Raw genomic sequence first — 24,845 nt, 5'->3', positions numbered from 1 at the left:
CGCCCCGACCTGCCGTACCGCTGAAGGACCGGCCGTGCCAACAGGCCGGAATCAGCGTCCGCCCGGTTCCCCGGCACAGCGCGAGCAGTTCCAGCTCCTCCGGCTCGAATCCCCACAGGTTGAAGAAACCCTCCGGCCGGCGTTGAAGGCCCTGGGCGGCGGCAGCCTCACCACCTGGACGCTAGCCGCAATCCACCACCGGCCCGGAGCCGGCGTCACCGGCATCTACTCCGTGAAAGGTGACCGGGTGCTCTCCGGAACCGGGTCACCGCCGCGCTACCTCTGCGTGACGACCGCACGGCTGCCCCCTGATGCCCGCGGGGTGCTGACCTTCCGCGACAGGCACCTGGGCGTGCTGTCGGTGTGGGCGCACCCGCACGATCCCCTGCTGCCGGGACTGGCCTGGGCATGCGACCCCGAGGCTGCAACGCGGGCCCTGTTTCCCGCGGCCCTGGGCGCCGGCACGGCACGCCTGAGGACCGCCGGTTACCGGCCGCTGCGGCGCGCGGTGCTTATTGCCGAGCTGGCCGGGGAGCGCCGCTACCTGAAGGTGTTCCGGCGCGGGCACGGGGAAGCGGCCCGCGTACGGCACCACCTGCTCCGCGGGGAAGGAGTCCCGGTGCCACGCGTCATCGAGGTGCCCGCACCGGACGTCCTTGCGATGTATCCCGCCGAGGGGCGCCCCCTGGCGGAGCTCCTGATGTCCGATGGTGCCCAGGAGCTCGACCCGCACTCGCTGGTGCGGCTGCTCGCGTCCTTCCCCCGCGCCGCGCTCAAGCTGCCCGAGCGGCGGCCGTGGTCGGCGCGTATCCGCGCGTACGGCGACGGCGCCGCCGCGGTGCTGCCCGATCACGCCGAGAGGATCCGGTCCCTCGCGGCCTCGATCGACTCCCTCGTCAAGGCAACGCCGGCGGGGCCCCTCGTGCCGTCCCATGGTGACTTCTACGAGGCCAACCTCCTGGTATCCGGCGGCGGAGTCTCGGGTCTGCTGGATGTTGACGCCGCGGGGCCGGGGCACCTCGTTGACGACCTGGGGTGCTTCCTGGGACACCTGCTCGTGCTTCCCTCGCTGGACCCCGGATACATCCATGTCCCCACGGCGGCGGAGCGGTTCACCGCCGCGTTCGAGGAGCACGTCGATCCCGCGGCGCTGCGGGCGCGGGCAGCGGGGGTCGCGCTGACCCTCGTGGCCGGGGCGAAACGCCGCGCGGCGGGCGCGGCCTCCGCTGTCCCATGGAGGGCGGACGCCCTGCAGCGGCTGGCAGCCGCCGAGACGCTTGCCGGTTCGGCGCAGCGGCTCCTGCGCAGCGTCTGAGGCTACCGGGCGGGTGCCCGGCGCTGGCGCGGCAGGCTCCGCAGGCGCCGGGGCCCGCTAGCGGGCAGGCACCGCCTTGGTTTCCATCCGCAGCACCGGCGTTCCGGCGTCGTCGCTGAGCGTCAGTTCAACGTGCACCGACTCGAAGGCCCCGAGGGAATCGGCGTGCGTGCCACCGCAGGGGATGCTGACCGCGCCCTGGGGGAGCGCGCACTGCCAGTACCGCCGGTCCGTCAGCGCCTCCCCCTCCCGCTCGATGCGGATCGCGGCGCCGGAGGCCACCCACCCGGACAGGGTGAGGTTGACCCCCTGCTGGAGCACCGCGGGATCGAAATCCTCGGTGATGAAGCCTTTGCGCCGCAGCGAGCGGCCCAGGCGGTAGGTGTCAACGGATCCGTATTCGCCGATCAATGACCGGTCGATGGCCATCGCGTCGAAGTTCGGGGACCCGAGGGCGTCGGCGGGCGTCTCCTTCTTCCAGCGGCCTGCGAGGGCGCCGTTGAGGGCCAGGGATGCAAGGTGGCAGGCCGTGTGGCCGGCCGAGACGGCCGTGCGGTGTCCGCCGTCAACGCGCACCACCACGCTTTCGCCCTCGCGCGGGGCCCGCGCGCCGTCAACGATGTGGGCGGCGATGAAGGCCCACCCCTGGGCGCCCTTGCGTACGGGGAGTTCGGAGCCGAGGTAGAGCCGCTCACCGTCGGTGCCGCCGACCACGCAGTCGAGGATCGGTTCTTCCCCGCCGCCGTGCTCAAGGACCGCGCGGTCGGGACCCTGGTCCGGCCATGCCGCATCGACGGGGTGGCATGCTGTGGAATCGAGCAGCACAGCCGCGGTTCCATCGGGCAGCTGTTCAACGTGCAGGACGGTGGAGGAGGAGACCAGGGCCCCGGAGGGATAGCTCACGATGGTGTCAACGGCAGGCAGTGTCATTGCTTCATTATTCGTTGGAACGCTCCGGCTTGTCATGGCGGCGCCGGCCGACGCCGCACGGCGGTGCCCTACCTGTCCTGCGTTGACTCCGACAACTTCGAGAGCAGCGGCTCGGTGCGGTAGGGAATGTGCTCGTGGAGGGCGAGCACCGTCTCGGTGCGGATCACCCCTTTGATGCGCAGGATCGAACGCAGCCCCGACTGCAGGTGGTGCGTGTCCGAGGCGGCGATCCTGCACCAGATGTCCCCGCGGCCCGAAATTTCGTGGACCTCAAGCACCTGGCTGAGTTTGCGCAGGGCCGCGATCACGCCGTCGAGCTCCCTGTGGGAAACCTCGATCGTCACGAATGCCACCACGTCGTAGCCCAGCGCCTCGAGGTCGATTTCCCGGCCGTTGTCCCGGAGGACCCCGGCCCGCATCAGGCGCCGGATGCGGCTCTGCGCGGTGTTGCGGGCAATCCCTAGCTGCTCGCTGAGATCGCTGATGTGTGCGCGCGGATCGCGGACAAGTTCAAGGAGGAGCCGGACGTCCAGGTCATCAAGTTTGCTCAAAAAGCTCACTCCCTGTCAGCTGTCGAGCGGCGTCTTGACGGATTCGCTCAAGTTGGGCCGCAGCAATGTTTCGAAAAACTCAATCTGATTCATTCTAGAGGTGATCCTGCTTCCCTGCGCCGTCCGCCCGGGCCGCCCGGGCGCCGCCCGAATGGAACAAGCTGGTATTGAACAAGGAAGGTATGCGTTGAGTGTTCTGAGTGAGCTGCGCATGCGCCCGGCCACGGCCGGGCGGTGGAGCTGGGACGCGTCCCTGAGCATGCGGCTCGTGCTGGCCGTTGTCACGATCTCCACCCTCCTGGTCGGCGCCAACCTCGCCACTCCGCTGTACCCGCTGATCTCGGCGAATCTTGGGCTTTCCGCCTTCGACATCACCGTGGCCTTCTCCGCCTACGTGCTCACCCTGGTGGCGGGGCTGCTGCTGGTGGGCCACTGGTCGGACCACATCGGGCGGAGGGCGGCCCTGGTGCTCGCGGTCCTGGTCGGGCTGCTCGGAACCGCTGTCTTCGCCGGTGCATCGTCCCTGACGGAGCTGATCGTAGGCCGTTCCCTGCAGGGAGCGGCGGTGGCCCTTGCCACGGGCGCCAGTTCGGCGGCGCTGCGGGACCTGCTGCCGCACCGCCCCGACTGGGCTTCCCGGTTCACGCTGCTCGCTTCGGCCGGCGGCGTGGCGGCCGGTCCGGTGATCGGCGGTGTGCTCTCCCTCCTGCCGAACCCGACCCGGACCCCGTTCCTCGTCTTCACCGCGGTGTTGGCCGTGCTCCTGGTGCCGCTCCTGGTCCTGCGCGCGCGTCCCGCCATCCAGCCGGCCGCCGCCGCACGTCCGCTGAAGGCCCTTCGGCCCCGGCGGCCCACCGTCTCGCGTGCGGCCCGCAGGTCCTTCTGGCTGGCTTCCGCCGTGGGTTTCCTCAGTTTCAGCGTTTTCGGATTCACCCTGAGCCTGGCTCCCACGTGGATCGCGTCCCTCGCGGGAACCGATGCCCGTCCCGTAATCGGCGCCCTTGCCGCCCTGGTGCTCGGCTCGTCGGCGGTCAGCCAGCTGCTCTTCCTCCGCGGCCGGTTCGTCGTACCCGCCGGCCTTGCCGCAATGGCTGCAGGAGTGGGCCTGCTGCCCGTCGCCGGCGCCCACGGAAGCCTCCCGCTGCTCATCGGGTGCTGCGTTGCGGCGGGCCTCGGCCAGGGCATGGCGTTCCGCGTCGTCTTCAACCGGGTCTCCCTTCAGGTCGAAGCGGCACGCCACGCCCAGATCATCAGCACCCTGTACGTGATCACGTACCTCGGCAGTGCAGTGCCCGTGCTCGGACTCGGCGCCGCAGCCGCGCTCTGGGACCTCGACGCCGCCGTGACAGGATTCGCCGTCGTCGTCGGCGGCGCATGCGCCATCCTCGCCGGCCTGTCGCTGGTGGGCCTGCGGGCGAGGCGCTGATTCCGGGCACCACTTTCGGGGCACGTCTTCCAGGACCGGCACCCTGACACCGGCACCCACGCACTCCTCCGGCAGCGGCGAAGCCCGCCGCTGCCGGAATGTTTGTACGCTGGAGCGTATGCACCCCGAAGAGCAGCACTCCGCCGCCCCCGAGACTGTTGGACTCGACATTGGAGGATCCAAGACCCACGGGGTCCTCTGGCGCGGAGGCTCCATAGCGGCCGAGGCGAAGGCCGGCAGCGCGAACGTCCAAAACGTCAGCGCCGCCGAGGCCGCGGAAAACCTCCGGCAGCTCTTCGCCGACCTGGGCGGGAGCCGGATCGCCGCGGTCATCGCCGGGTCCGGGGGCATCGACACCGAGGATGACGCGGCACGGCTGCGCGGGCTCATTGCGCCGTTCGCGCCCGGGGCGGACATCGACGTCGTCCACGACACCCGGCTCATCCTTGCCGCAGGAGGGGCCGCCGCGGGCATCGCGGTGATCGCCGGTACCGGATCGGCCGCCTGGGGGGTCACCGCCGAGGGACGCGAAGCAAGATCCGGGGGCTGGGGCTACCTCCTCGGGGACGAGGGCAGCGGCTACTGGCTGGCCCGCGAGGCTATCCGGCACACCCTCCACCGCTTCAACCTGGCCCTGGAGCAGGGCGAGCTTGGACGCCGCGTCATTGCTGCCAACTCCGTGGCCTCGCCGACCGAACTCATTGGGCTGTTCCACTCCGAACTGGGGCGGCGGCACTGGGCCTCCCAGTCGCCGCTGGTGTTCGCCGCGGCCGAGGCCGGCGACGACGACGCGCGCCGCCTGATCGACGAGGCGGCCGCAGCGATTGCCGGCCTGGTCGGTGACATCGTCTCCGTGATCGGGATACCGGGTCCGGTGGTCATCGGAGGCGGGCTCGCCGTCCATCAGCCGCCGCTGCAGCAGGGCATCCGGGCGGCCCTTGCGGCCCGCGGCATCTCCGAGGTTGTATTCCTGACCCAGGACCCGGTGATGGGCGTCGATTTCCTCCGCCGGTCCCGCCCACGCTCCGCAGGACTCCCCGCCGGCGGAGGAGCGCCGCTTTAGACTCTTCGCATGAGCGAACCCAACCTGCAGGTGCACCCGCCGGCCTGGGACGTGCGCGTGGGTGCCTACGGAGTCATCGTTGAGGGAAGCCGGATCCTGCTTGCGCACTGGAACGAAAACGGAGCATCGGGGTGGACCCTGCCGGGGGGAGGGCTCGAATTCGGCGAAGACGCTCCGGCCGCCGCGGTGCGCGAAATCCGCGAGGAGACCGGGTACGACGCCCAGCTCGGGGACCTCCTGGGGGTTGACAGCTTCTTCGTTCCGCCCGAGCGCCGGCTCAGCGGGAGCCCCCTTCCGCTGCACGCCCTGCGCATCATCTACTCCGCACGCGTCGTCTCCGGGAACCTCGCGCATGAAATCCTCGGGTCCACCGACGAGGCAGCGTGGTTCGAGCGGGACAAGATCCCGGGCCTGCACCGGGTCGAACTCGTCGATGTCGGGCTCCGGCTCTATTCCCGGCGGTTCGACGGGGGCTAGCATGGGCACCGGCGGCGCCGGTGCCCCAGGAGCCCGGCCCGCCGCTGACGGGAGGCGGGCATCCTTGGCCATCTTGGAGGACTACGGCTACACGAGCAGAATCCGCAGCCGGTTCGAGGCCCATTTCAGCACCCCGTTCCCCGAGCCGGCGGGGGCGGCAGGCCACGACGACGGCGCCCCCGCACCCGCGCTGGCCTCGAGCGCCGACGGGGACGCACCGCCCCCGGAGCCGGAGCTGCGCCCGGCCCGGGTGGTGCGCGTGGACCGCAGCCAGCTCGTTGCCGCCGCGGCGGGCGGAGTGCTCCACGTGCCCTCCGCCGTCGATGCAACGGTGGGGGACTGGCTGGCCCTCGCAGGGGAACCCGGAAGCCCCGGCGTGGCCGGCATCCTTCCCCGCCGCGGGCTGCTCCAGCGGAAGAAGTCCCACGACCCGCTCTCGCAGGCCCAGCCCCTTGCGGCGAACGTCGACGTCGTAGCTGTCGTGGTCCCGATCGACCGCGCACTGTCGGAGAACCGTCTTGAGCGCATGCTCGTCGCCGCACGTGACTGCGGCGCCCGGCCGGTGATCGTCCTCAGCAAAGCCGACCTTTCCGGGCGCCACGACGGGGTTGTCGCCTCAACCGTTTCACGGGCCGGCGGCGCCGAGGTGGTCACCACCTCGGCCCTGACCGGCGACGGGTGCCCCGGACTCGCTGAAACCATCCGCCCGGGAGAAACCTGCGCCTTCGTCGGACCCTCCGGGGCCGGCAAGTCATCGCTCGTCAACGCCCTCCTCGGCGAGGCCGTGCAGAGCACGGGAACCGTGAGGGCCGGGGACGGCAAGGGACGGCACACCACCACCTCCCGGAGCCTGATTCCTCTGGGCGGCGGTGCCGTGCTTGTCGACATGCCCGGGCTGCGCGGGTTCGCCCTGTGGGACGCTGAGAAGGGCCTTGGCAGCGAGTTCGAGGACATCGAAGCGCTCGCCGCAGGCTGCCGGTACCGGGACTGCCGGCACGCCGCCGAACCCGGGTGCGCCGTCCTGGCCGCGCTCGCCGCCGGATCCCTTGACCTGCGCCGGCTCGAGAGCTACAGGCGCATGCGCAGCGAACTGCAGGTGCTCGCCCGCAGGCAGGCCGAAGCGGCCCGGACGGCCGGGAAGGGGCGTCCGAAGGCGGCCCAACCCCGGCGCGTGCCCCGCAGCAGCATCGCGCCCGATGCGTAACGATTAGTGCGAACTGAAACTTTTAGCCTCTTTGACCAGTACGCCGCCTTGATTGCCGCGAAGGCCTCGTTAGACTCATAATTCGAACCGGATTGACGGGCCAGGCGCCAGCATCGACCCGCTTTCACCCGGTGGCCCACTGACACCCGGCGGGTGCTGGCAGCAAGTGCGGCTGCCCGTCGGGCCATGAAAGGCAAGGGCTTCATGACACCTGTAAACCCACCGCGCACGCCAGCACCGACCCCAATGATCCAGTTCCAAGGGGTCACCAAGACCTATTCGAGCGGCCGCCCCGCCGTGAACAACCTCAGCATGGACATCGACCGCGGTGCCATCACCGTCCTGGTGGGTCCCTCAGGCTGCGGCAAAACCACAACCCTGCGCATGATCAACCGGATGGTCGAACCGACCTCGGGCACCATCCTCATCGATGGAAAAGACGCCTCCGAGCAGAAGGCCTCCGAGCTGCGCCGCTCAATGGGGTACGTCATGCAGTCCTCGGGCCTGCTGCCGCACCGCACCGTGCTCGACAACATCTCCACCGTCCCACGGCTCAACGGGGTGGCCCGCGGGACGGCACGGAAACGGGCGGAGGAACTGCTCGACGTCGTGGGGCTCGCAACCGAGCTTGGCCAGCGCTACCCGGCGCAGCTTTCCGGCGGGCAGCAGCAGCGTGTCGGCGTCGCCCGCGCCCTGGCCGCGGACCCGCCGATCCTGCTCATGGACGAGCCCTTCAGCGCTGTCGATCCGGTGGTCCGGGCCGAACTCCAGGAGGAGCTGCTGCGCCTGCAGCGCGACCTCGCCAAGACGATCGTCTTCGTCACCCACGACATCGATGAGGCGACGATCCTCGGTGACAAGGTTGCCGTCCTTGCCGTTGGCGGGATCCTCGCCCAGTACGCCACGCCTGAGGAGATCCTGAGGGCGCCGGTCAGCGATTTTGTTGCCGGCTTCGTCGGGCGCGACCGCGGGTTCCGGCACCTTTCCTTCCAGGAGGGCGACGATGTGCGCATCCACCCCGTCGAAACGGTGGAAGTCGACCTGCTCGCCGATCCGGCGGTCGACGTCTCCTCTCCCTGGACACTCGCCGTCGACAACGACGGACGCCCGCAGGGCTGGGTTCCGCAGAACCAGCGCTCCGCCATCCGCAGCACCGCCGACCTCGTGCCGGGCGGCTCGCTGTACCGCCGCGGCGACTCCCTGCGGCGGGCCCTGGATGCGGCGCTGTCGGCGCCCTCCGGGCTGGGCGTGACGGTCGACGACGACGGGCGCACCGTCGGAGTGGTGCGGGCCGGTGAAATCCTCGAACTTATCGAGGATGCACGGGTGAACCGGGGCCGCGCCAACCACAATACGGCGGTGTGAGCATGGACTGGTTCTTCGCGAACATCGACTCGATCCTCGGGCTCACCGGACAGCACCTGGTGCAGTCGGTGCTGCCCCTGATCTTCGCGGTGATTGTCGCCGTGCCGCTGGCGCAGCTGGCGCGGCTGAACCGGGGAATCGCCGGGGTGATCCTTACCGTTTCCTCGATCCTCTACACGATCCCCTCCCTGGCGATGTTCGTGTTCCTTCCCCTCATCCTCGGCACCAGCATCATCAGCCCGGTCAACGTGGTCGTGGCGCTGACCATCTACGCCGTCGCACTGCTGGTTCGCTCCACCCTCGACGCGCTTGAGTCGATCGACGACGACGTGCGTCAGGCGGCCGTCGCCATGGGCTTCACCCCGGTGCGCCGCTTCCTCACCGTCGACTTTCCGCTGTCCATCCCGGTGCTGTTCGCCGGCCTCCGGGTGATCTCCGTGACGAACATTTCCCTCGTCAGCGTCGGGGCGCTCATCGGTGTTTCAAGCCTCGGGACGCTGTTCACCGACGGACTCTTCCGCTCCTTCCCGACCGAAATCGCCGTCGGGATCATCATCACGCTGATCCTGGCCCTCGTGATGGACCTGATCCTCGTTGGCCTTGAGCGGCTGTGCACCCCCTGGACCCGGAAGGCAGCACGGAAGGAGCCCGCTCCCAAGACCGTCGCGGTCGAAGCGTACCGGGTGGGCGCCTGATGGATTACTCAAGCGACAACCTCTTCGTCCAGATGGGCCAGTGGCTCAGCGCCCCCGAGAACTGGTCGGGAGCCCGCGGGATTCCCGTGCGGATCCTCGAGCACCTCGGGTACACGGGTCTGACCATGCTCATCGCGCTCCTGATCGCCGTGCCCATCGGCCTGTACGTAGGCCACACGGGGAAGGGCAGGATCATCATTGTCTCGGGCATCGGGATCCTGCGGGCACTGCCAACCCTGGGCATGGTTTTCCTCTTCGTGCTCCTGGCCGGTCTGGGACTGCTGCCGCCCATCTGGGCGCTCGTGCTCCTCGCGGTTCCCCCGGTGCTCAGCGGCGTTTACGCAGGCATCTCCTCCGTGAACCGCGACACCGTCGACGCGGCCAGGGCCCTGGGCATGTCCGAGCTGCAGATCCTGTTCCGGGTGGAGGTTCCCAACGGGCTTCCCGTCATCCTGGGCGGAGTGCGCGCGGCAGTGCTGCAGGTGGTGGCGACCGCCGCCGTCGTCGCCTATATCAACCTCGGCGGCCTGGGCGTGTTCCTCGTCGAGGGCACCCAGCTGCGCGACTATGGGCGCCTCTTCGGGGGCGCGGTGGTCATCGGCGTTGTCGCGATTGCCGTGGACCTCCTCATGGCGCTGGTTCAACGATTTGCCATCTCGCCGGGGCTGCGGGCACGCCGCACACCGGCGACACCACAAGGATCTGGCCGGCAGAAGGCCGTCGCCAGTGCACAAGGAGGAACAACATGACAAACCTGTCAGTACACCGCGCCGGACGGCGCGCTTTGATGGGAGTGGCCGGCGGCCTGACGGGCCTGCTGGCGTTGACTGCCTGCGGTGCGAACAGCGACCCCGCTGCCGAGCCCGAAGAAACCGGAGCCGGCGGGTCCGTCGTCGTAGGATCGGCGGACTTCCCCGAAAGCCAGATCATCGCCGAAATCTACGCAGGCGCCCTGAAGGCCGAGGGCATCGACGCGAGCACCAAACTCAACATCGGGTCGCGGGAGATCTACTACGCGGCCGTTGAGGAGGGCTCGGTCGACATCATGCCCGAGTACAGCGGAAACCTCCTGCTGTTCGTCGACCCCGAGGCCACCGCGACGTCCCCTGAGGACATCGCCGCGGCGCTGCCCGATGCGCTGTCCGCGAAGTCGTCCGCCACGAAGCTGGGCGTCCTCGAGGCCTCGGAGGCGGAGAACAAGGACGCGATGGTGGTGACGGCGGCAACGGCGGAGAAGTTCGGGCTGAAGTCGCTCGTGGACCTGGGCGAGGTATGCGACCAGATCACGATCGGTGCCCCGAGCACGTTCCAGGAGCGGTCCTACGGACTTCCCGGGCTCAAGGAGAAGTACAACTGCGTGCCGAAGAGCTTCGAGTCCCTCAACGACGGCGGCGGTGCCATCACCCTCGAAGCGCTGCTGAACGACGACGTCCAGGTCGCGGACATCTACACGACGACGCCCTCGATCGAGGACAACGACCTCGTGGTGCTCGAGGATCCCGAGAACAACTTCATCGCCCAGCAGGTGATCCCGCTGGTAAACCTTGACACGGTGGGAGAGGACGCCCAGGCGGTCCTCAACGAGGTGTCGTCCCAGCTGACCACCAAGGACCTGCTTGACCTCAACCGCCAGGTCAGCGGCGATGAGAAGCGCAACCCCGCCGACGCGGCGGCTGACTGGCTCACGGAAAAGGGCCTCGGCGGCAAGTAGCGCCGCGGCCGTCACTCGCGCACAAGGAGGAACACCATGAAAAACCATTCAGCACACCGCGCCGGTCGGCGCGGTGTGCTGGGACTGGCCGGCGGCCTTGCGGGCCTGCTGGCGTTGACTGCCTGCGGAGCGAACAGCGACCCCGCGGCAGGTCCGGAGGAGACCGGAGCCGGCGGGTCCGTCGTCGTTGGATCGGCGGACTTCCCCGAAAGCCAGATCATCGCCGAAATCTACGCCGGCGCTTTGAAGGCCGAGGGCATCGATGCGGGCACCAAACTCAGCATCGGGTCGCGCGAGATCTATTTCGCGGCCGTTGAGGAGGGTTCGATCGACATCGTTCCCGACTACAGCGGCAACCTCCTGCTTTTCGCCGACCCCCAGTCGACAGCCCAGTCGGCCGAGGAGATCGTTGCAGCACTGCCCGATGCCTTGAAGGCGAAGTACCCGGACGTCAACCTTGGCATCCTGAACCCCGCCGAGGCCGAGAACAAGGACGCGATGGTCGTCACCAGGGAAACGGCCGAGAAATACGGCCTGAAGTCGCTGGCCGACATGGGCGAGGTGTGCGGGGAGCTGATCATCGGCGCGCCGGGCACCTTCCAGGACCGCTCGTACGGCCTTGCCGGGCTCAAGGAAAAGTACGGCTGCGAGCCCAAGGAGTTCGAAGCCATCAATGACGGCGGCGGCGCGATAACGCTCAAGGCGCTGCTGAACAACGACATCCAGGTCGCCGACATCTTCACGACGACGCCGTCCATCGAGGACAACGACCTCGTGGTGCTCGAGGACCCTAAGAACAACTGGCTCGCCCAGCAGGTTCTGCCCGTGGTCAACCTCGACGCCGTAGGTGAGGACGCCCAGGCGGTCCTCAACGAGGTGTCGTCGCAGCTGACCACCGAGGACCTGCTCAACCTCAACCGGGAAGTCAGCGGCGACCAGAAGCTCAACCCGGCCGACGCCGCAGCGAACTGGCTTGAGGAAAAGGGGTTCGCCGCCAACTAGCACCCTCGGCATTGACCCGGCACGGACACACAATTCGGCGTGCCGGGCCCTTGCTGTGGCATATTGAACCAATGGCGAAGTACAGGCAGTCCGACAAACTCCACAATGTCCTCTACGACATCCGGGGGCCGCTGCTTGAGCATGCGAAGATCATGGAGGCCCAGGGCCACCGCATCCTGAAGCTGAACATCGGCAACCCCGCGCCGTTCGGCTTCGAAGCCCCCGACGCGATCCTCGTGGACATGATCCGCAACCTTCCCGAATCCCAGGGCTACAGCGATTCCCGCGGGATCTTCTCGGCGCGCACCGCCGTCGTCCAGTACTACCAGAGCCGCGGCATCAAGCACATCGACATCGATGACGTGTACCTGGGCAACGGGGTGAGCGAACTGATCACCCTGTCGCTGCAGGCGCTGCTCAACAACGGTGACGAGATCCTCGTGCCGACCCCCGACTACCCGCTTTGGACGGCGTCGGCGAGCCTGGCCGGCGGAACCCCGGTCCACTACCTGTGCGACGAAGACAACCACTGGTGGCCCGACCTTGAGGACATGGCCTCCAAGATCAGTCCCGCCACCAGGGGAATCGTCCTGATCAACCCGAACAACCCCACCGGTGCCGTCTACCCGAAGGCTGTCATCGAGGGAGTGGTCAAGCTCGCCCGGGAGCACGGGCTCATCATCTTCGCCGACGAGATCTACGAAAAGATCCTCTACGACGACGCCGTCCACATCAACGCCGCCTCCGTCACCGGCGAGGACGTGCTGTGCCTGACCTTCAGCGGGCTCTCCAAGGCGTACCGGATCGCCGGTTTCCGCAGCGGCTGGATGGCCATCTCCGGGCCCAAGGAGGACGCTGCGGACTACATTGAGGGCATCAACCTGCTGGCCAACATGCGCCTCTGCGCCAACGTCCCCGCCCAGCACGCCATCCAGACGGCCCTCGGCGGGTACCAGAGCATCAACGACCTCATCCTTCCAGGCGGCCGCCTCCGGCAGCAGCGGGACAAGGCGGCGGAACTGCTCAACGCGATCCCCGGGGTCAGCTGCGAACCGGCCAAGGGCGCCCTCTACCTCTTTCCGCGCCTCGACCCCGAGTTGTACCCGATCCGGGACGACGAGAAGTTTGCCCTCGACCTGCTCAAACAGCAGAAGATCCTGATCTCCCACGGCCGCGCGTTCAACTGGATCAACCCCGACCATTTCCGCATGGTGACACTGCCCAGTGTCGAAGTCATCGAAGACGCTATCGGCCGCCTGGCCGAGTTCCTGGGGGCCTACAAGCCGTAGGCCCCTGCACGCCGCAGCAGTTCCAGGGAGTGATGATGGCACGTATCCGATTCGAGACAGACCCCCGAGAGTTGCTGCAGGCCGGGCCCGATTTCCGGCTCGCCGACGTGGACCCGGGCTCCGCTCCCGGGTTCGCCGGCGACAAGACCGCGGGCAAGGCCGCCTTGGCGAAGGGAGCGTCGGCGCTCTCCCACTCCCAGGAACAGCTCTTCGCGCAGAGCCGCCAAGGGGAAACGGACTCCGTCCTGCTCATTCTCCAGGCGATGGACACCGCGGGGAAGGGCGGAATCGTCCGCCATGTCATGGGCGCCGTCGATCCGCAGGGCGTGCACCACCACGCGTTCAAGGCTCCCACCGAGGCGGAGCTCAAGCACAGCTTCCTGTGGCGGATCGTCAAGCAGCTGCCCGGCCCCGGAATGATCGGCGTCTTCGACCGGTCCCACTATGAGGACGTGCTGATCCATAAGGTGCGGGGGTTGTCCCCGGCCGCCGACGTCGAACGCCGCTATGCGGCCATCCGGAAGTTCGAGGCCGGGCTGGCGGGTGGGGGCACGCGAATCATCAAGGTGATGCTCCACATCAGCAAGGAGGAACAGAAGCGGCGGCTCGCCGCGCGGCTGGACCGGGAAGACAAATACTGGAAGTACAACCCCGGCGACGTCGACGAACGGGGGTACTGGGAGGAGTACCAGCAGGCCTATGAAACCGCGATCACCCGGACCGCCGCGCCGGATGCTCCCTGGTATGTGGTTCCGGCGGACCGCAAATGGTACGCCCGGCTTGCCGTGCAGCAGATCCTCGCCCTGACCCTCGCCGACCTGAACCTGCGGTGGCCGGCGGCCCACTTCGATGTCGAGACCGAGAAGCAGCGCCTGGCCCAGTCCTAGCCCGGCGTGGGGTCGCCTCCGGCCTCGGCCCTGCTGCGGGCGGCCGCGAGGCGCTTCTTCGCTCCCTCAAGCCACGACTCGCAGTGGTCGGCAAGGGCCTCACCGCGCTCCCACAGAGCCAGCGACTGCTCAAGGCTGACACCGCCGGCTTCGAGCTGGGAGACCACTGCCACGAGCTCTTCCCGCGCCTGCTCGTAGGACAGGGCTGAAATGTCGGAGTTCGCTGCCGGTGCTGCGTCCTGGGTCATGAAACCGTCTCTTCCGTTGTGACTGGGGCGTCCCCGGAGCCGGGGGCGTTGGAACTGGGGGTGTCGGGATCGGAGCCGGAGGTGTCCGAACTGGAGGTGCCGGCGGCACCGTCTCCGTTCAGTCCCGGGCCGGTGACCCGCGCCGGGAACCGTCCCCTGGCAACCTTGACCGAAAGGTCGGTGCCGGGGGAGACAGCGTCTGCGTCGCGCACCACTTCACCGCCGGCCAGCTGGACGACCGCGTAACCGCGGTCAAGGGTCTTCTGCGGCGAAAGGGCCCGCACCTGCGCCCGAAGGTGGCGCACGCTGTCGCTCTGGCGGTGCACCGCGGACTCCGCTGCACGGTGGGCGCGGCTTCTCAGCCGTTCGATGTCGGCTTCGCGGACGTCGATCATGCCCTCCGGGCGGGCCAGGGACGGACGGGAACGCAGCTGCGTCAGCCGGTCCGTCTCCCGCCCGACAAGGAGGCCGACGGAGCGCAGGAGCGCACCGCGGGCCTGCCGGATCCGCGTAAGCTCCTCTGCGACGTCGGGCACCACGCGTTTGGCCGCGTCGGTCGGTGTGGAGGCCCTCAGGTCGGCCACCTCGTCAAGGAGCGGGCGGTCGGCTTCGTGGCCGATGGCGCTGACCACCGGGGTCTTCGCGGCCGCTACGGCGCGGATCAGGTCTTCGCTGCTGAAGGGCAGCAGGTCCTCGAGCGCCCCGCCGCCGCGGGCGATGATGATGACATCCACCTCGGGCATCGCGTCGAGCTCCGCGAGGGCGGCGGTGATCTGGGCGACGCTGTTCGTGCCCTGCACGGCGACCTCACGGACCGCGAAGTCAACGGCCGGCCAGCGGAGGGCCGCGTTGCGCATCACGTCCTTCATTGCGTCCGAGTCGCGGCCGGTGATCAGGCCGATGCGGTGGGGAAGCAGCGGCAGGCGTTTCTTCCGTTGAGCGGCGAAGAGCCCCTCGGCGGTCAGCAGGCGGCGCAGGCGCTCGATGCGGGCAAGCAGGTCGCCGAGCCCGACCGGACGGATGTCGCGTGTCTGCATCGAAAGCCTGCCCGTCTTCACCCAGAAGTCGGCCTTCAACTGAGCCACCACCCTCGAGCCCTGCTCGAGGGGAAGGGAGAGCCGGTCAAGGACGCTGCTGAACACGGTCAGCGAGAGCGAGACCTCCGTGTCGACGTCGCGCAGCGTGATGAAGCAGATGTTCGATCGGCGGTTGAGCTCAATGATCTGGCCCTCCACCCATGCGGCGGGGGCCCGGTCGATGTGCGCCTTGAGCTTCTCCGAGAGGACGTGGAGCGGCCACGGGGTCTCGGCGCTCGTTTCGGCGGCCGTGCCGGGAAGAGTCGACCTGCGGTCCGGAGGACCGCTCCGGAGCACCGCGGTCCGGTCACCGTACGGCGTTGTGCCCTCGGGCATCATCGGTGTTCCTTCCACTACTCGGGGTCCTCTATGTCTACCAGCTTTGCACGCGGACCCGGCCCCTCCCGGTGATATGTGCAGAGCCGGCTGCGGGCACGGCAGTGCGGCCGATGCCGAACGGGGAGGGAAAGGGCATAATCGTAGGTCCGAGCAGTTCCCGACCGCAAGGACCGCATGCGAACCCTGCTATCCGCTTTTTGTGCCCTTCTCTCGCTTGGCCTGACCGCGGGGGCACTGGCTGCGGCGTGGACGGAGAGCAGGCTCGTTGACGCGCGGGGCTTCGTGGAACTCGCCGGTCCCCTCGGTCATGACGCCAAGTTCCAGAAGGCACTCACCTCAACCCTGGCCCGGGAGGTCACCGACGGAACCGGACTGCCGGACCAGCTGAAGTCCTTCATTCGGCCGGCCATAGCCGACGCCGCGACCTCAGTCACCGGTAACTCCGGATACCCGCGGGCCTGGGAGGAAACGCTGCGGATCTCGCACAGGCTCACCTTCGCCGCTGCTCCGGCCGCCGGCGAGCCCGCCCCGACCGTCCTCACCCTCGACGTCGGACCTTTGGCCCGCCTGCTGGCCGACCAGCTCGGCTCGAGGGTTGGCCTCAAGATCCCGGTTCCGGGCAACACCACTGTGGAGGTCGGCACCCTCGAAAACGGCGGCATGTTCAGCTTCGTGGGCCGCGTCGCGGGGCTCTGGCCGGTCCTTGCCGGCGGCGCAGGGCTCAGCGGGGCGCTCGCGCTGCTCTTCGCCCGCAGGCGGTCAACGACCCTCGCGCTGCTCGGGCTCGGCGGTGCCGGAATCGGCGCTGCCGGATTGCTCGGGGCAGGGATGATTCCCGACGTCGCGGTTGCGGCCGCCGGCCCAAGCCCCATCGCCCAGGTCTTCGTCCGGGGCTTGGCCGGCCGCGTTGCCAGCGACCTCGCCGAATCGACCGCCCCGGTGATCGCCGGCGGGCTCGTCGTCCTGCTCGTCGGGGTGGCCCTGCGCCTGACCTTCGGCCGGCGCGGTATGCCTTAGCCCACAGCTGAGAAAGCGGCCCGCGACGGGGTGGCCCGTCCGGGAACCGCTAGCATTGAACCATGACCAGCACAGCAGTCCAGGTCCCCATGCCCATGGTGCCCCGCAGGCGCCGCTCACCCGAGGACGTGCACGCCGCATCCCCGGTCGAGGGTTCGCGCCAGGTGCTGCTCGCGGCGCCCCGCGGGTACTGCGCCGGGGTGGACCGTGCGGTCATCGCCGTCGAAAAGGCGCTTGAGCACTACGGCCCGCCGGTCTATGTGCGCAAGCAGATCGTCCACAACCTGCATGTGGTCTCCACGCTCGAGGCCAAGGGTGCGATTTTTGTCGAGGAAACCGACGAGGTGCCCGAGGGCGCCCTGCTTGTCTTCTCCGCGCACGGGGTTTCCCCCGCAGTGGTTCAGTCGGCCGCGGACCGGGGCCTGCGCACGATCGACGCGACCTGCCCGCTGGTCACCAAGGTCCACCGCGAGGCCCAGCGTTTCGCCCGCGACGACTTCGACATCCTGCTGATCGGCCACGAGGGCCACGAGGAGGTCGAGGGGACCGCCGGCGAGGCGCCCGAGCACATCCAGATCGTCAACGGCCCCGAGGATGTCGATAAGGTCCAGGTCCGCGACCCGGAGCGGCTGATCTGGCTTTCCCAGACCACCCTGAGCGTTGACGAGACGATGCACACGGTGAACCTGCTCAAGGAGCGGTTCCCGACGTTGCAGGATCCGCCGAGCGATGACATCTGCTACGCCACCTCCAATCGGCAGGCGGCGATCAAGAAGATCGCCCCGTCGTCAGACCTGGTGATCGTTGTCGGCTCGGCCAACTCTTCAAACTCGGTTCGCTTGGTCGAGGTGGCCCTTGAGTACGGTGCGAAGGCCGCCCACCGCGTCGACTTCGCCAACCAGGTCGATGAATCCTGGTTCGAAGGGGTTCGGACGGTCGGGGTTTCCTCCGGCGCATCGGTTCCCGAGAACCTGGTCCAGGACGTGCTCCGGCTGCTTGCCGAATACGGCTTCGGCGAGGTCGAGGAAGTCGTCACGGCCCAGGAGGACATCATCTTCTCCCTGCCCAAGGAAATCCGCTCCGCGCTCAAGGCGATGGGTGATTCCTCCCAGGGACGCGGCGGGCGCGGTGGCCGACGCGAACCGGGAACGCTGAACTAGCCGCTTCGTCGGGCCGGTCGCTTCGTAAGGCCGGTCACTGGGCGTGCAGCCTCAACGGTCTCACCGTCCCGGGCGCAGGCCCTGAAGCGACGTGCGCTGCCACGGCAGCGGCGTCGTGCGTACGCCGGCCGGGACGGCCCTGTCCCGACGCCGGCGGGAGAGCTGGGCGCCGACCGCAACGCCGACCAGTGCCCAGAAGGCGCCGGCGCCGACTCCGGCAAGCACGATCCAGAAGGGGACCCGGGTGCTGTCATCAGCCTTGTCTTCGGTCATGGCCGGAATTCTCCCACACCCTCGATGGCACGGAAAGGCTCCGGCGGACGCACCCGTTCCCCGGTCCGGGCGCAACTGACCCCGCTCACGGTGCAGCAAGTGCACCGGTGCGGAGCTAGGCGCTGCGTTCCACAGGGGTCTCGGGAGTCTCGGGGGCGGCGCGGTCGAGGTGGTCCTGGCCGTCACCGCTGATGCCCACCCTGCTGATTCCCGTACCGCCCTGGGCCCAGCCGTTTCCGCCCAGGGCTCCGGCCCCGTCTCCGCGATCTTCGGGGCCGTCGAGCAATTCGGGTGCGCCAAGCAGCCGCGGCGTTGCCTCGACGGCCTGCACCCCCTGGAAGGCGCTTTTGCCGGGGCCTGCTTCGGCTCCGGCAGGGACGGCGTCAAGTGACGCCGAATCGAACGCTCCGATCCGACGTGCGGTGGGAAGGACCCGGGTTTCAAGGGTTCCGACGAACGAGTTGTACTTCTCCACCGAAGCTTTCAGCGACGAACCAAGCTTGGCGACATGCCCGCCCATTGTGCCGAGGCGCTCATACAGCTGGCGGGAGAGCTCGAAGAGCTCCCGCGCGTTGTCGGTGAGCACCTCCTGGCGCCAGCTGAACGCCGCGCTCTTGAGGATGGCGAGGAGGGAGACGGGGGAGGCCAGGGCAACATTGCGGCTGAAGGCGTAGTCGAGCAGGGAAGGGTCCGCCCGCAGGGCGGAAGCGAGGATCGATTCGACCGGGATGAAGCAGATCACCAGTTCGGGGGAGTTGTTCGTCCCTTCCCAGTACTTCTTCTTCGCGAGGGTGTCGATGTGCGCCCGCAGCGCCCTGGCGTGCTGCTGAAGCAGCGCCGCTCGCTCCGCGGCACTGCCCGCGGAGCCGGAGGCGTCGTCCTCGTCAAGCTCCTGGGCCTGCAGGAAGGCGCTCAGCGGCACCTTCGCGTCGATGACCAGCTGCTTGTTGCCCGGCAGCTGGACCACCATGTCGGGACGGGAAGTGGTGCCGGCACCGCCGGCCCCGGCCCCTTCGGTGTCCCCAGCCCGGGCGTACGTGGCTTGCTCCACGAAGTCGACCCGGGAAATCATTCCGGCCGCCTCAACCACCCGGCGCAGCTGCACCTCGCCCCACTGGCCGCGGGCACTGTTGCTGCGCAGGGCCGCCGCGAGGGAGTGGGTCGTTGAAAGGAGCCGGGCATCGGCATCGCGTGCCTCCTGCAACTGCTGGGCCAGCTGCCCGTACTGTTCAACGCGGTCCCGCTCCAGCAGGCCCACCTGGCGCTGGACCTGGGTAAGCTTCTCCGCCACCGGCGCCAGTGCCCTCAAGACGTTCGTCTCTTCGGCGGACCTCGCCGACAGGGCACGGTTCTGGGAGGCGAGCAGCTCCTTTTCGGCCGCCGCTGCGGCAAGGGACGCCGTCGCGCTCCCCAGCCGGTTCACGGCGTCGTCAAGTTCCTCCCGAAGCCGGTCCGCCTGCCCCCGCCCCTGCGCGGAGATGAAGAAAGCGCCCGCGATGCAGCCGACGACGAAAGCGAGGATTACGAGCACAAGTGTGAAACCGTCCATGAAATCACTGTCGCAGGATGCGCCGACAATTTCGGGAAGGCTCCCCGGCAGGGCGGCGCGCCCGGGCCGGTAGACTTTACTCCCGTGGCTCTTACTATTGGCATCGTCGGACTGCCCAACGTCGGCAAATCAACCCTTTTCAACGCGCTGACCCGCAACAACGTTCTGGCGGCGAACTACCCGTTCGCGACGATCGAACCGAATGTCGGAGTGGTCAATCTTCCCGACCCGCGTCTGGCCCAGCTGGCCGAGGTCTTCGGATCGAAGCAGATCCTCCCGGCGACGGTGTCGTTCGTTGACATCGCCGGCATCGTCAAGGGCGCCTCCGAAGGGGAGGGGCTGGGCAACCAGTTCCTTGCGAACATCCGCGAAGCCGAGGCCATCGCCCAGGTCATCCGGGTCTTCGACGATCCCGACGTCGTCCACGTCGACGGCAAGGTCGATCCCCGCTCCGACATGGAAACGATCAACACCGAGCTGATCCTCGCCGACCTGCAGACCCTCGAAAAGGCCATCCCGCGCGTCGAGAAGGAAGTCAAGATCAAGAAGCGCGAGGCAGCGCAGCTCGCCGCGATGCAGGCGGCCCAGGCCGTCCTGGAGCGCGGGGACACGATTTTCTCCTCCGTGAAGAGCGACAAGCTCGAGATGGAACACCTGCGCGAACTGAGCCTGCTCACCGCCAAGCCGTTCATCTACGTCTTCAACGTCGACGACGCAGTGCTCGGCAGCCCTGAGCGCCAGGAGGAGCTGCGGGCCCTCGTCGCACCGGCGGACTCGATCTTCCTCGACGCCAAGCTCGAGGCGGACCTCGTTGAACTCGACGAGGCAGAGGCCCGCGAGATGCTCGAGATGAACGGCCAGGAGGAGTCGGGGCTGGATCAGCTGGCGCGCGTCGGCTTCCACACCCTCGGCTTGCAGACCTACCTCACCGCCGGCCCGAAGGAGACCCGCGCCTGGACCATCAAGAAGGGCGCCACGGCGCCCGAGGCGGCAGGCGTGATCCACTCCGACTTCCAGCGCGGATTCATCAAGGCTGAGGTCGTCCACTTCGAGGACCTCATGGCTGCCCGGTCGATGGCCGAGGCCAAGGCCAAGGGCAAGGTGCGCATCGAAGGCAAGGAATACGTTATGGCCGATGGCGACGTGGTGGAATTTAGATTTAATGTATAGATTTTTCGCCTGAATCAATAGAAATGCCGCTCTGCTTGAAAACGAATTAGGGCGGCTTTTCTTGTGACAGACTCGATAGCCGTATCGTCACCAGCCCTCGTGGATCCTGTGCGCTACCGCCCTCGGGTCTTCGAAGAGAAATGGCCGACACAAGCCACGACTAGTTCGTGTGACTGGACGATCTGGACAACGGGATCATGCGAACCATCCCGTGCTCCCACGACTCGGCCCGTTTACGGCGCTCGAGCAGCCAGTCGGAAAAGTATGTGCCGGAGCGTAGTTTTGGTATCGCGGCGTCGACCGTTCCGATCCTAGTGTCCAGGTCGTGGTGCCGATAGCCATTGCAGTATGGCTGCGGCGGCCGAACACGGACGGAAGGCTGGGAGGAGGGAGATAACTGTCGATCACGCGAAGGTTAAAAGGGCTCGGGATCTAAAAACTCAAGGGCTTGCACCAGCCGATATCGGAAAGATCATCGGCGCAAGCCGGGCAACGGTCTACCGCTATTTCAGCATGCCCATCGTGCCCGACGCATCCTAAAGGGGATACCAGCCCGGCGGGGGTGTCGTAATCACAAGAATCTGAACACGCACGTTCAGAAAGTTGCCGGAGGGGAAGTGTCATAAACTCACACAACCTATGGAGTGTAGGTTCTGACCTACTTGCCGTAGGATGTGTCTGTGCCTAGATCGAATCTCTCCCCCGATGTCGTTATCTCTGCTGCTGCAACGCTCGCTGACCGCGATGGTTTTGACGCTGTTACCGTCGCCGCGGTCGCGCGACACCTTGGTGTGCAGCCGGCAAGCCTTTACGAGCATGTCAAAAGCCGTGATGCGCTACTCGATGCAGTTCACCGGCTCGCGCTGGGCGATTTGGGTTCGCGAGTCAGTGAGGAACTGGCTGGCCGCTCGGGGAAAGCCGCGCTTCAAGGCCTCGTCGATGCGTACCGTGAGTTTGCAACCCAGCGACCTGGAGCGTGGGCGGCACTTCAACGGGTTGCTTCATCTGACACCGCGCACTCCCCAGAAGCGGCGCGGGTGGCATCGCTGATGCTTGCTGTGATCCGCGGCTATCCGGTTCCGGAGTCGGCCCTCGTACACGCTGCGCGTCTTGTTGCAGCGACGGTGAGCGGATTCCTTGTTCTGACGGAGTCTGATGCGTTCAACCATCGCCCGGACGGGCAAGACGAATCCTGGCTTGCCGCCGTCGACGCCCTCGATCGTGCTCTCAGTACGTGGCCTTCCGAAGGAACTCCATCATGATGCTGTCGACTGCTCTTACTGCTGATCTCATTCACGGCATCGCCGAGCTGGAACAAACCGACCGCGGCGTCCTCCCGCATCGACTGCCTTCCTGGGTGCGACACCAGTTCCCCGACCCGCAGTTGCTGGCCATGGAGCGCCAGCCCTCCGGCGTGCACCTCGCGTTCACGACCACGGCTTCTCGCGTTGAGCTCATCACGCACCCGAGTCGCGTAGCTTATCGTGGCGCGGACCGTCCGCGCGGTCGCGTCGATGTCGTTATCGACGGAATGCTTCACGTTCGTGATGAGCTCAGCGGAGGTGATTGCCTGGAGGTCGACCTTCGAACCGGTTCATCTAGCGCTCACTCTGGCCCCGATCACGCCACCGTCATATCTGCACTCTCCACTGACCTAAAGCGGGTGGAGATGTGGCTTCCGCACAACGAGTCACTCGAGATCATTGCGCTGCGCACTGACGCGCCGGTCCATACCGAGGATCGGGCCGGCAAGATATGGCTGCATCATGGCAGCTCAATCAGCCACGGCTCCAACGCGCTCGCTCCGACCGAAATTTGGCCTGTTGTCGCTGCACGCACGGCGGGAAGCGTGGAGCTGCGTAACCTGGGGTTCGGCGGCAGCGCCCTGGTGGACCCGTTCCTGGCCCGCGTCATTCGCGATGCACCTGCCGACTTCATCAGCGTGAAGCTCGGCATCAACGTCGTAAACCTCGATTCCATGAGACTGCGTTCCTTCGTGCCTGCCGTTCACGGTTTCCTCGACACGATCCGAGATGGTCACCCCGTGACGCCGTTGTTGCTGGTGTCGCCGCTTTTCGCAGGCATCCATGAGAGCACTCCCGGGCCGCTGGCGGTGGACCCGGCGTCCCTTCGTGCCGACCAGGTGCAATTCATCGCCACCGGTGTACCAGGCGATACTGCGCAGGGGCGCTTAACTCTCGAAATCATCCGCGATGCGCTCCTTGCCATCTCCAGGGACCGAGAGGAGGACGTGAACCTGTACTACCTCGACGGGCTTGACCTGTATGGGCCCGAGGACGGGGTTGCTTTGCCGCTTCCTGATGGCCTGCACCCGAATGTAGAGGCTCATGACCTGATCGGCCGCCGGTTTGCTGATCGCGTCTTTGGATCAGGAAGGCCTTTCCCGACACCATGACCAAAGGACGCTGACACAGCAATTCGACTGCAATCAAAGCGTCGAGCTGCAACTGGACCTCCCGACGAGGTGCACTAAGTGAGTCGGGTTTCCTTCTGGGGCTGTCGTCACAAAACTGAACGGTACATAAGGCAGCGAAAACAGGGGCCGGCCGACGCTGAGCCGGTGCGGAAGCCATACGTTGACGCCTTGGGAACACCTGTCGCCGGGGTCGGGGCTGAGGCGTGGTGGGACTCCGCCGAACCAATCTCTTTCCTGCGGGCGGAAGGCGCCGTCCAGGCAATCATGAGCTTCTGGCTACGAATCACCAGCTGGATGGTAGGTCCTTCCTCAAGATTATTTTGCTACGGATCGTGGTGGAATTTAGGTTCAAGGTATCGACCTCTCGTCTGAATTAGTAGAAATGCCGCCCTCCGTAAAGACGTGTGAGGGCGGCATTTCTTGTAACAGAATCGATGGGCGTATCATCACAAGCCCTCATGGGTCTCGTGAATTTTGGCTCGTGAGGTTCAGAAGATGGATTGATTATCAAATGACCCCGGGAAGCTGCCGCGTTCAGGAGACAGCACTAAGTTCAGCGTCGCCATAAGCAGGAGCCACGCACCCACACCGCCTCACAACCACCACCCTGACCCTTGGGGAAGACGGAACTGTTCATGACGAAAGTGCAGCGACGCTCGACCATCAACTGATTCCGAGAAGCCAACGGCTTTAGCGACTCCTGCCTCACCTTGTGCCATCACTGCGAGACACCCCGCCGGGCGGGTTGAAATATCCGTCGATAGTCGAAGAATAAGCCTGTATCTGCCTGCTGGTGGGAGACGGGCTGCGGGTGCTGTGGTTGGTGTCGGATTATGGTGTGCTGAGGGCTTCGTCGAGGGCGTCGGTGGTTAAGCTGTAGAGAGCGATGAGTTCCTCCTGGGGGCCTTCGAAGATTTCTTCCTGGGGGCCTTCGAAGATGGCGTATGGCAGTGCTGTGACGGTGATGGTGACGGCGGTGCCGTCCTCTGCGACTGCGTTGATCGTCTGGTAGCCGGGGATGGAGCCGTTGTGGCCCCAGGTTGTGCCGCCGCCCAGTTCGCCGCTTTCGATGCCCAGCCCGTACGTGGATCCGGGAATGATTTTGTCGCCGGTGGGGATGCCGGTGAGCATCTGGTCGAGTTCGGCCGGTTCCAGGAGCTCGCCGTCGAGGACGGCTTTCATGAACGTGTTGAGCTCAGCCGGTGTGGATACCATGGCTCCTGCTGCCCAGGCCGTGGAAGGATCGTACTCGGTGACGTCGCGTAGTTCCCCCTTGGCGTCCTTGTGGTAGCCCAGGGGATGCTCACCGCGCAGCCCGGTCTCGCCGAGGTCTGGGAGGTAGGTGTGTTTCAGGTCCAGGGGTGTGACGATCCGATCGTGGATCTGTTCGCCCAGGGGCCGTTGGGTGATGCGTTCGATGATCAGGCCCAGGACGATGTAGTTGGTGTTGGTGTATTGAAACCGTTCCCCTGCGGGGAAGATCGCGGGCTGTCCGAGCGCCAGGTCGAGCACGTCCCGGGGTGAGCGGTAGATGTCGCGTTCGGCGGACGCTTCATTGATGATGAGTTCGGTGGTGTACTCGGGCAGGCCGCTGGTGTGTTGGAGCAGCTGCCGGACGGTGATGGCCTTCGGGTCGATTCCCTCTCCCTTGATGATGCCGG

The 24,845-nt window shown here is 67.1% G+C and carries 24 protein-coding genes and 1 pseudogene; 17 read left to right on the top strand and 8 right to left on the bottom strand.

All coding sequences use genetic code 11. The annotated features are described in order from the left end of the window. Positions 1 to 34: 34 nt before the first annotated feature. The gene (locus AC4D2R_RS00125; RefSeq protein WP_490936380.1) at positions 35 to 1,315 is read left to right on the top strand and encodes a phosphotransferase; all 1,281 of its coding nucleotides are present in this window, start codon (positions 35 to 37) and stop codon (positions 1,313 to 1,315) included. A gap of 57 nt (positions 1,316 to 1,372) precedes the next feature. Here the strand turns inward: AC4D2R_RS00125 and AC4D2R_RS00120 are convergent, their stop codons facing one another. Both AC4D2R_RS00120 and AC4D2R_RS00115 read right to left on the bottom strand, forming a co-directional pair. Further along, positions 1,373 to 2,245, bottom strand: a complete 873-nt coding sequence (locus AC4D2R_RS00120) for an alanyl-tRNA editing protein (protein WP_490936378.1) — start codon at positions 2,243 to 2,245, stop codon at positions 1,373 to 1,375. A gap of 68 nt (positions 2,246 to 2,313) precedes the next feature. Next, entirely contained in the window at positions 2,314 to 2,796 is a 483-nt protein-coding gene (locus tag AC4D2R_RS00115; RefSeq protein WP_490901456.1) for an Lrp/AsnC family transcriptional regulator, read from the bottom strand. A 187-nt stretch (positions 2,797 to 2,983) separates the two neighbouring features. Between AC4D2R_RS00115 and AC4D2R_RS00110 the strand changes: the two genes are divergently transcribed. The 11 genes from AC4D2R_RS00110 to AC4D2R_RS00060 all read left to right on the top strand — a co-directional run bounded on the left by AC4D2R_RS00110 (position 2,984) and on the right by AC4D2R_RS00060 (position 13,915). Further along, on the top strand, positions 2,984 to 4,222 hold the full coding sequence (locus AC4D2R_RS00110; RefSeq protein ID WP_490936376.1) for an MFS transporter: 1,239 nt from the start codon (positions 2,984 to 2,986) through the stop codon (positions 4,220 to 4,222). A gap of 118 nt (positions 4,223 to 4,340) precedes the next feature. Beyond that, positions 4,341 to 5,285: an N-acetylglucosamine kinase gene (locus AC4D2R_RS00105; protein ID WP_490936374.1), complete on the top strand. Its 945-nt coding sequence runs from the start codon at positions 4,341 to 4,343 to the stop codon at positions 5,283 to 5,285. A gap of 9 nt (positions 5,286 to 5,294) precedes the next feature. Then, a complete protein-coding gene (locus AC4D2R_RS00100; protein ID WP_490936372.1) occupies positions 5,295 to 5,762 on the top strand; it encodes an NUDIX hydrolase in 468 nt (155 codons plus the stop codon). Between the two features lie 64 nt (positions 5,763 to 5,826). Next, complete coding sequence (gene rsgA, locus AC4D2R_RS00095) at positions 5,827 to 6,966, top strand: ribosome small subunit-dependent GTPase A (RefSeq protein ID WP_490936370.1); 1,140 nt, start codon at positions 5,827 to 5,829, stop codon at positions 6,964 to 6,966. A gap of 246 nt (positions 6,967 to 7,212) precedes the next feature. Continuing rightward, on the top strand, positions 7,213 to 8,331 hold the full coding sequence (locus AC4D2R_RS00090; RefSeq protein ID WP_490937336.1) for an ABC transporter ATP-binding protein: 1,119 nt from the start codon (positions 7,213 to 7,215) through the stop codon (positions 8,329 to 8,331). Positions 8,332 to 8,333: 2 nt separating this feature from the next. Further along, positions 8,334 to 9,026, top strand: coding sequence for an ABC transporter permease (locus AC4D2R_RS00085; protein WP_490937333.1), 693 nt, complete (start codon positions 8,334 to 8,336; stop codon positions 9,024 to 9,026). Next, a complete protein-coding gene (locus tag AC4D2R_RS00080) occupies positions 9,026 to 9,775 on the top strand; it encodes an ABC transporter permease (protein ID WP_490936368.1) in 750 nt (249 codons plus the stop codon). The genes AC4D2R_RS00085 and AC4D2R_RS00080 overlap by 1 nt, the downstream gene beginning before the upstream one ends. Beyond that, the gene (locus tag AC4D2R_RS00075; RefSeq protein WP_490901466.1) at positions 9,772 to 10,737 is read left to right on the top strand and encodes an ABC transporter substrate-binding protein; all 966 of its coding nucleotides are present in this window, start codon (positions 9,772 to 9,774) and stop codon (positions 10,735 to 10,737) included. Before AC4D2R_RS00080 ends, AC4D2R_RS00075 begins: the two co-directional genes overlap by 4 nt. A 36-nt stretch (positions 10,738 to 10,773) precedes the next feature. Then, a complete protein-coding gene (locus tag AC4D2R_RS00070; RefSeq protein ID WP_490936366.1) occupies positions 10,774 to 11,739 on the top strand; it encodes an ABC transporter substrate-binding protein in 966 nt (321 codons plus the stop codon). 71 nt (positions 11,740 to 11,810) lie between these two features. Next, positions 11,811 to 13,028 carry a pyridoxal phosphate-dependent aminotransferase gene (locus AC4D2R_RS00065; RefSeq protein WP_490936364.1) on the top strand — a complete coding sequence of 406 codons (1,218 nt, stop codon included), beginning with the start codon at positions 11,811 to 11,813 and terminating at the stop codon, positions 13,026 to 13,028. A 32-nt stretch (positions 13,029 to 13,060) separates the two neighbouring features. After that, the gene (locus AC4D2R_RS00060; RefSeq protein ID WP_490936362.1) at positions 13,061 to 13,915 is read left to right on the top strand and encodes a PPK2 family polyphosphate kinase; all 855 of its coding nucleotides are present in this window, start codon (positions 13,061 to 13,063) and stop codon (positions 13,913 to 13,915) included. Here AC4D2R_RS00060 and AC4D2R_RS00055 read toward each other — a convergent pair. Then, on the bottom strand, positions 13,912 to 14,163 hold the full coding sequence (locus tag AC4D2R_RS00055) for an exodeoxyribonuclease VII small subunit (protein WP_490901474.1): 252 nt from the start codon (positions 14,161 to 14,163) through the stop codon (positions 13,912 to 13,914). The genes AC4D2R_RS00060 and AC4D2R_RS00055 overlap by 4 nt on opposite strands. After that, a complete protein-coding gene (gene xseA / locus AC4D2R_RS00050) occupies positions 14,160 to 15,575 on the bottom strand; it encodes an exodeoxyribonuclease VII large subunit (protein ID WP_490937331.1) in 1,416 nt (471 codons plus the stop codon). Before xseA ends, AC4D2R_RS00055 begins: the two co-directional genes overlap by 4 nt. A 177-nt stretch (positions 15,576 to 15,752) precedes the next feature. Here xseA and AC4D2R_RS00045 point away from each other — a divergent pair, with 177 nt between their 5' ends. Then, complete coding sequence (locus AC4D2R_RS00045) at positions 15,753 to 16,595, top strand: hypothetical protein (protein ID WP_490936360.1); 843 nt, start codon at positions 15,753 to 15,755, stop codon at positions 16,593 to 16,595. A gap of 62 nt (positions 16,596 to 16,657) precedes the next feature. Next, the gene (locus AC4D2R_RS00040) at positions 16,658 to 17,755 is read left to right on the top strand and encodes a 4-hydroxy-3-methylbut-2-enyl diphosphate reductase (protein ID WP_490901478.1); all 1,098 of its coding nucleotides are present in this window, start codon (positions 16,658 to 16,660) and stop codon (positions 17,753 to 17,755) included. A gap of 60 nt (positions 17,756 to 17,815) precedes the next feature. Here AC4D2R_RS00040 and AC4D2R_RS00035 read toward each other — a convergent pair whose 3' ends face one another. Both AC4D2R_RS00035 and AC4D2R_RS00030 read right to left on the bottom strand, forming a co-directional pair. Continuing rightward, the gene (locus AC4D2R_RS00035; RefSeq protein ID WP_490936358.1) at positions 17,816 to 18,028 is read right to left on the bottom strand and encodes an MYXO-CTERM sorting domain-containing protein; all 213 of its coding nucleotides are present in this window, start codon (positions 18,026 to 18,028) and stop codon (positions 17,816 to 17,818) included. A gap of 115 nt (positions 18,029 to 18,143) precedes the next feature. Beyond that, positions 18,144 to 19,577 carry a DNA recombination protein RmuC gene (locus tag AC4D2R_RS00030; protein ID WP_490936356.1) on the bottom strand — a complete coding sequence of 478 codons (1,434 nt, stop codon included), beginning with the start codon at positions 19,575 to 19,577 and terminating at the stop codon, positions 18,144 to 18,146. A gap of 84 nt (positions 19,578 to 19,661) precedes the next feature. Between AC4D2R_RS00030 and ychF the strand changes: the two genes are divergently transcribed. After that, positions 19,662 to 20,747, top strand: a complete 1,086-nt coding sequence (gene ychF / locus AC4D2R_RS00025; RefSeq protein WP_490936354.1) for a redox-regulated ATPase YchF — start codon at positions 19,662 to 19,664, stop codon at positions 20,745 to 20,747. A 220-nt stretch (positions 20,748 to 20,967) separates the two neighbouring features. On the opposite strand, the pseudogene AC4D2R_RS00020 reads toward ychF, so the two are convergent. Next, a pseudogene (locus AC4D2R_RS00020) lies at positions 20,968 to 21,090 on the bottom strand (transposase); the annotation flags it as partial. A 337-nt stretch (positions 21,091 to 21,427) separates the two neighbouring features. Between AC4D2R_RS00020 and AC4D2R_RS00015 the strand changes: the two are divergent. Next, positions 21,428 to 22,009 (top strand): TetR/AcrR family transcriptional regulator, encoded by a 582-nt coding sequence (locus AC4D2R_RS00015; protein WP_490936352.1) that lies wholly within the window; start codon positions 21,428 to 21,430, stop codon positions 22,007 to 22,009. Next, entirely contained in the window at positions 22,006 to 23,163 is a 1,158-nt protein-coding gene (locus AC4D2R_RS00010; protein ID WP_490936350.1) for an SGNH/GDSL hydrolase family protein, read from the top strand. The genes AC4D2R_RS00015 and AC4D2R_RS00010 overlap by 4 nt, the downstream gene beginning before the upstream one ends. An 852-nt stretch (positions 23,164 to 24,015) precedes the next feature. Here the strand turns inward: AC4D2R_RS00010 and AC4D2R_RS00005 are convergent. Then, the coding region (locus tag AC4D2R_RS00005) for a serine hydrolase domain-containing protein (RefSeq protein WP_490936348.1) at positions 24,016 to 24,845 on the bottom strand (830 nt) is incomplete at its 5' end.

Source organism: Arthrobacter sp. TJ-217, from assembly GCF_058269255.1.
The sequence above is the reverse complement of the archived record's forward strand: the minus strand, read 5'-3'. Positions and strand labels throughout refer to the sequence as shown.

Excerpts from the sequence above, each read along its gene's own strand:
- AC4D2R_RS00075 (WP_490901466.1), top strand. The coding sequence starts at position 9,772 with ATGACAAACCTGTCAGTACACCGCGCCGGACGGCGCGCTTTGATGGGA.
- AC4D2R_RS00070 (WP_490936366.1), top strand. The coding sequence starts at position 10,774 with ATGAAAAACCATTCAGCACACCGCGCCGGTCGGCGCGGTGTGCTGGGA.
- AC4D2R_RS00035 (WP_490936358.1), bottom strand. The coding sequence starts at position 18,028 with ATGACCGAAGACAAGGCTGATGACAGCACCCGGGTCCCCTTCTGGATC.
- AC4D2R_RS00105 (WP_490936374.1), top strand. The coding sequence starts at position 4,341 with ATGCACCCCGAAGAGCAGCACTCCGCCGCCCCCGAGACTGTTGGACTC.
- AC4D2R_RS00055 (WP_490901474.1), bottom strand. The coding sequence starts at position 14,163 with ATGACCCAGGACGCAGCACCGGCAGCGAACTCCGACATTTCAGCCCTG.
- AC4D2R_RS00010 (WP_490936350.1), top strand. The coding sequence starts at position 22,006 with ATGATGCTGTCGACTGCTCTTACTGCTGATCTCATTCACGGCATCGCC.
- AC4D2R_RS00080 (WP_490936368.1), top strand. The coding sequence starts at position 9,026 with ATGGATTACTCAAGCGACAACCTCTTCGTCCAGATGGGCCAGTGGCTC.
- AC4D2R_RS00100 (WP_490936372.1), top strand. The coding sequence starts at position 5,295 with ATGAGCGAACCCAACCTGCAGGTGCACCCGCCGGCCTGGGACGTGCGC.
- AC4D2R_RS00060 (WP_490936362.1), top strand. The coding sequence starts at position 13,061 with ATGATGGCACGTATCCGATTCGAGACAGACCCCCGAGAGTTGCTGCAG.
- AC4D2R_RS00040 (WP_490901478.1), top strand. The coding sequence starts at position 16,658 with ATGACCAGCACAGCAGTCCAGGTCCCCATGCCCATGGTGCCCCGCAGG.
- AC4D2R_RS00120 (WP_490936378.1), bottom strand. The coding sequence starts at position 2,245 with ATGACACTGCCTGCCGTTGACACCATCGTGAGCTATCCCTCCGGGGCC.
- AC4D2R_RS00090 (WP_490937336.1), top strand. The coding sequence starts at position 7,213 with ATGATCCAGTTCCAAGGGGTCACCAAGACCTATTCGAGCGGCCGCCCC.
- AC4D2R_RS00065 (WP_490936364.1), top strand. The coding sequence starts at position 11,811 with ATGGCGAAGTACAGGCAGTCCGACAAACTCCACAATGTCCTCTACGAC.
- AC4D2R_RS00045 (WP_490936360.1), top strand. The coding sequence starts at position 15,753 with ATGCGAACCCTGCTATCCGCTTTTTGTGCCCTTCTCTCGCTTGGCCTG.
- xseA (WP_490937331.1), bottom strand. The coding sequence starts at position 15,575 with ATGCCCGAGGGCACAACGCCGTACGGTGACCGGACCGCGGTGCTCCGG.
- AC4D2R_RS00030 (WP_490936356.1), bottom strand. The coding sequence starts at position 19,577 with ATGGACGGTTTCACACTTGTGCTCGTAATCCTCGCTTTCGTCGTCGGC.
- AC4D2R_RS00085 (WP_490937333.1), top strand. The coding sequence starts at position 8,334 with ATGGACTGGTTCTTCGCGAACATCGACTCGATCCTCGGGCTCACCGGA.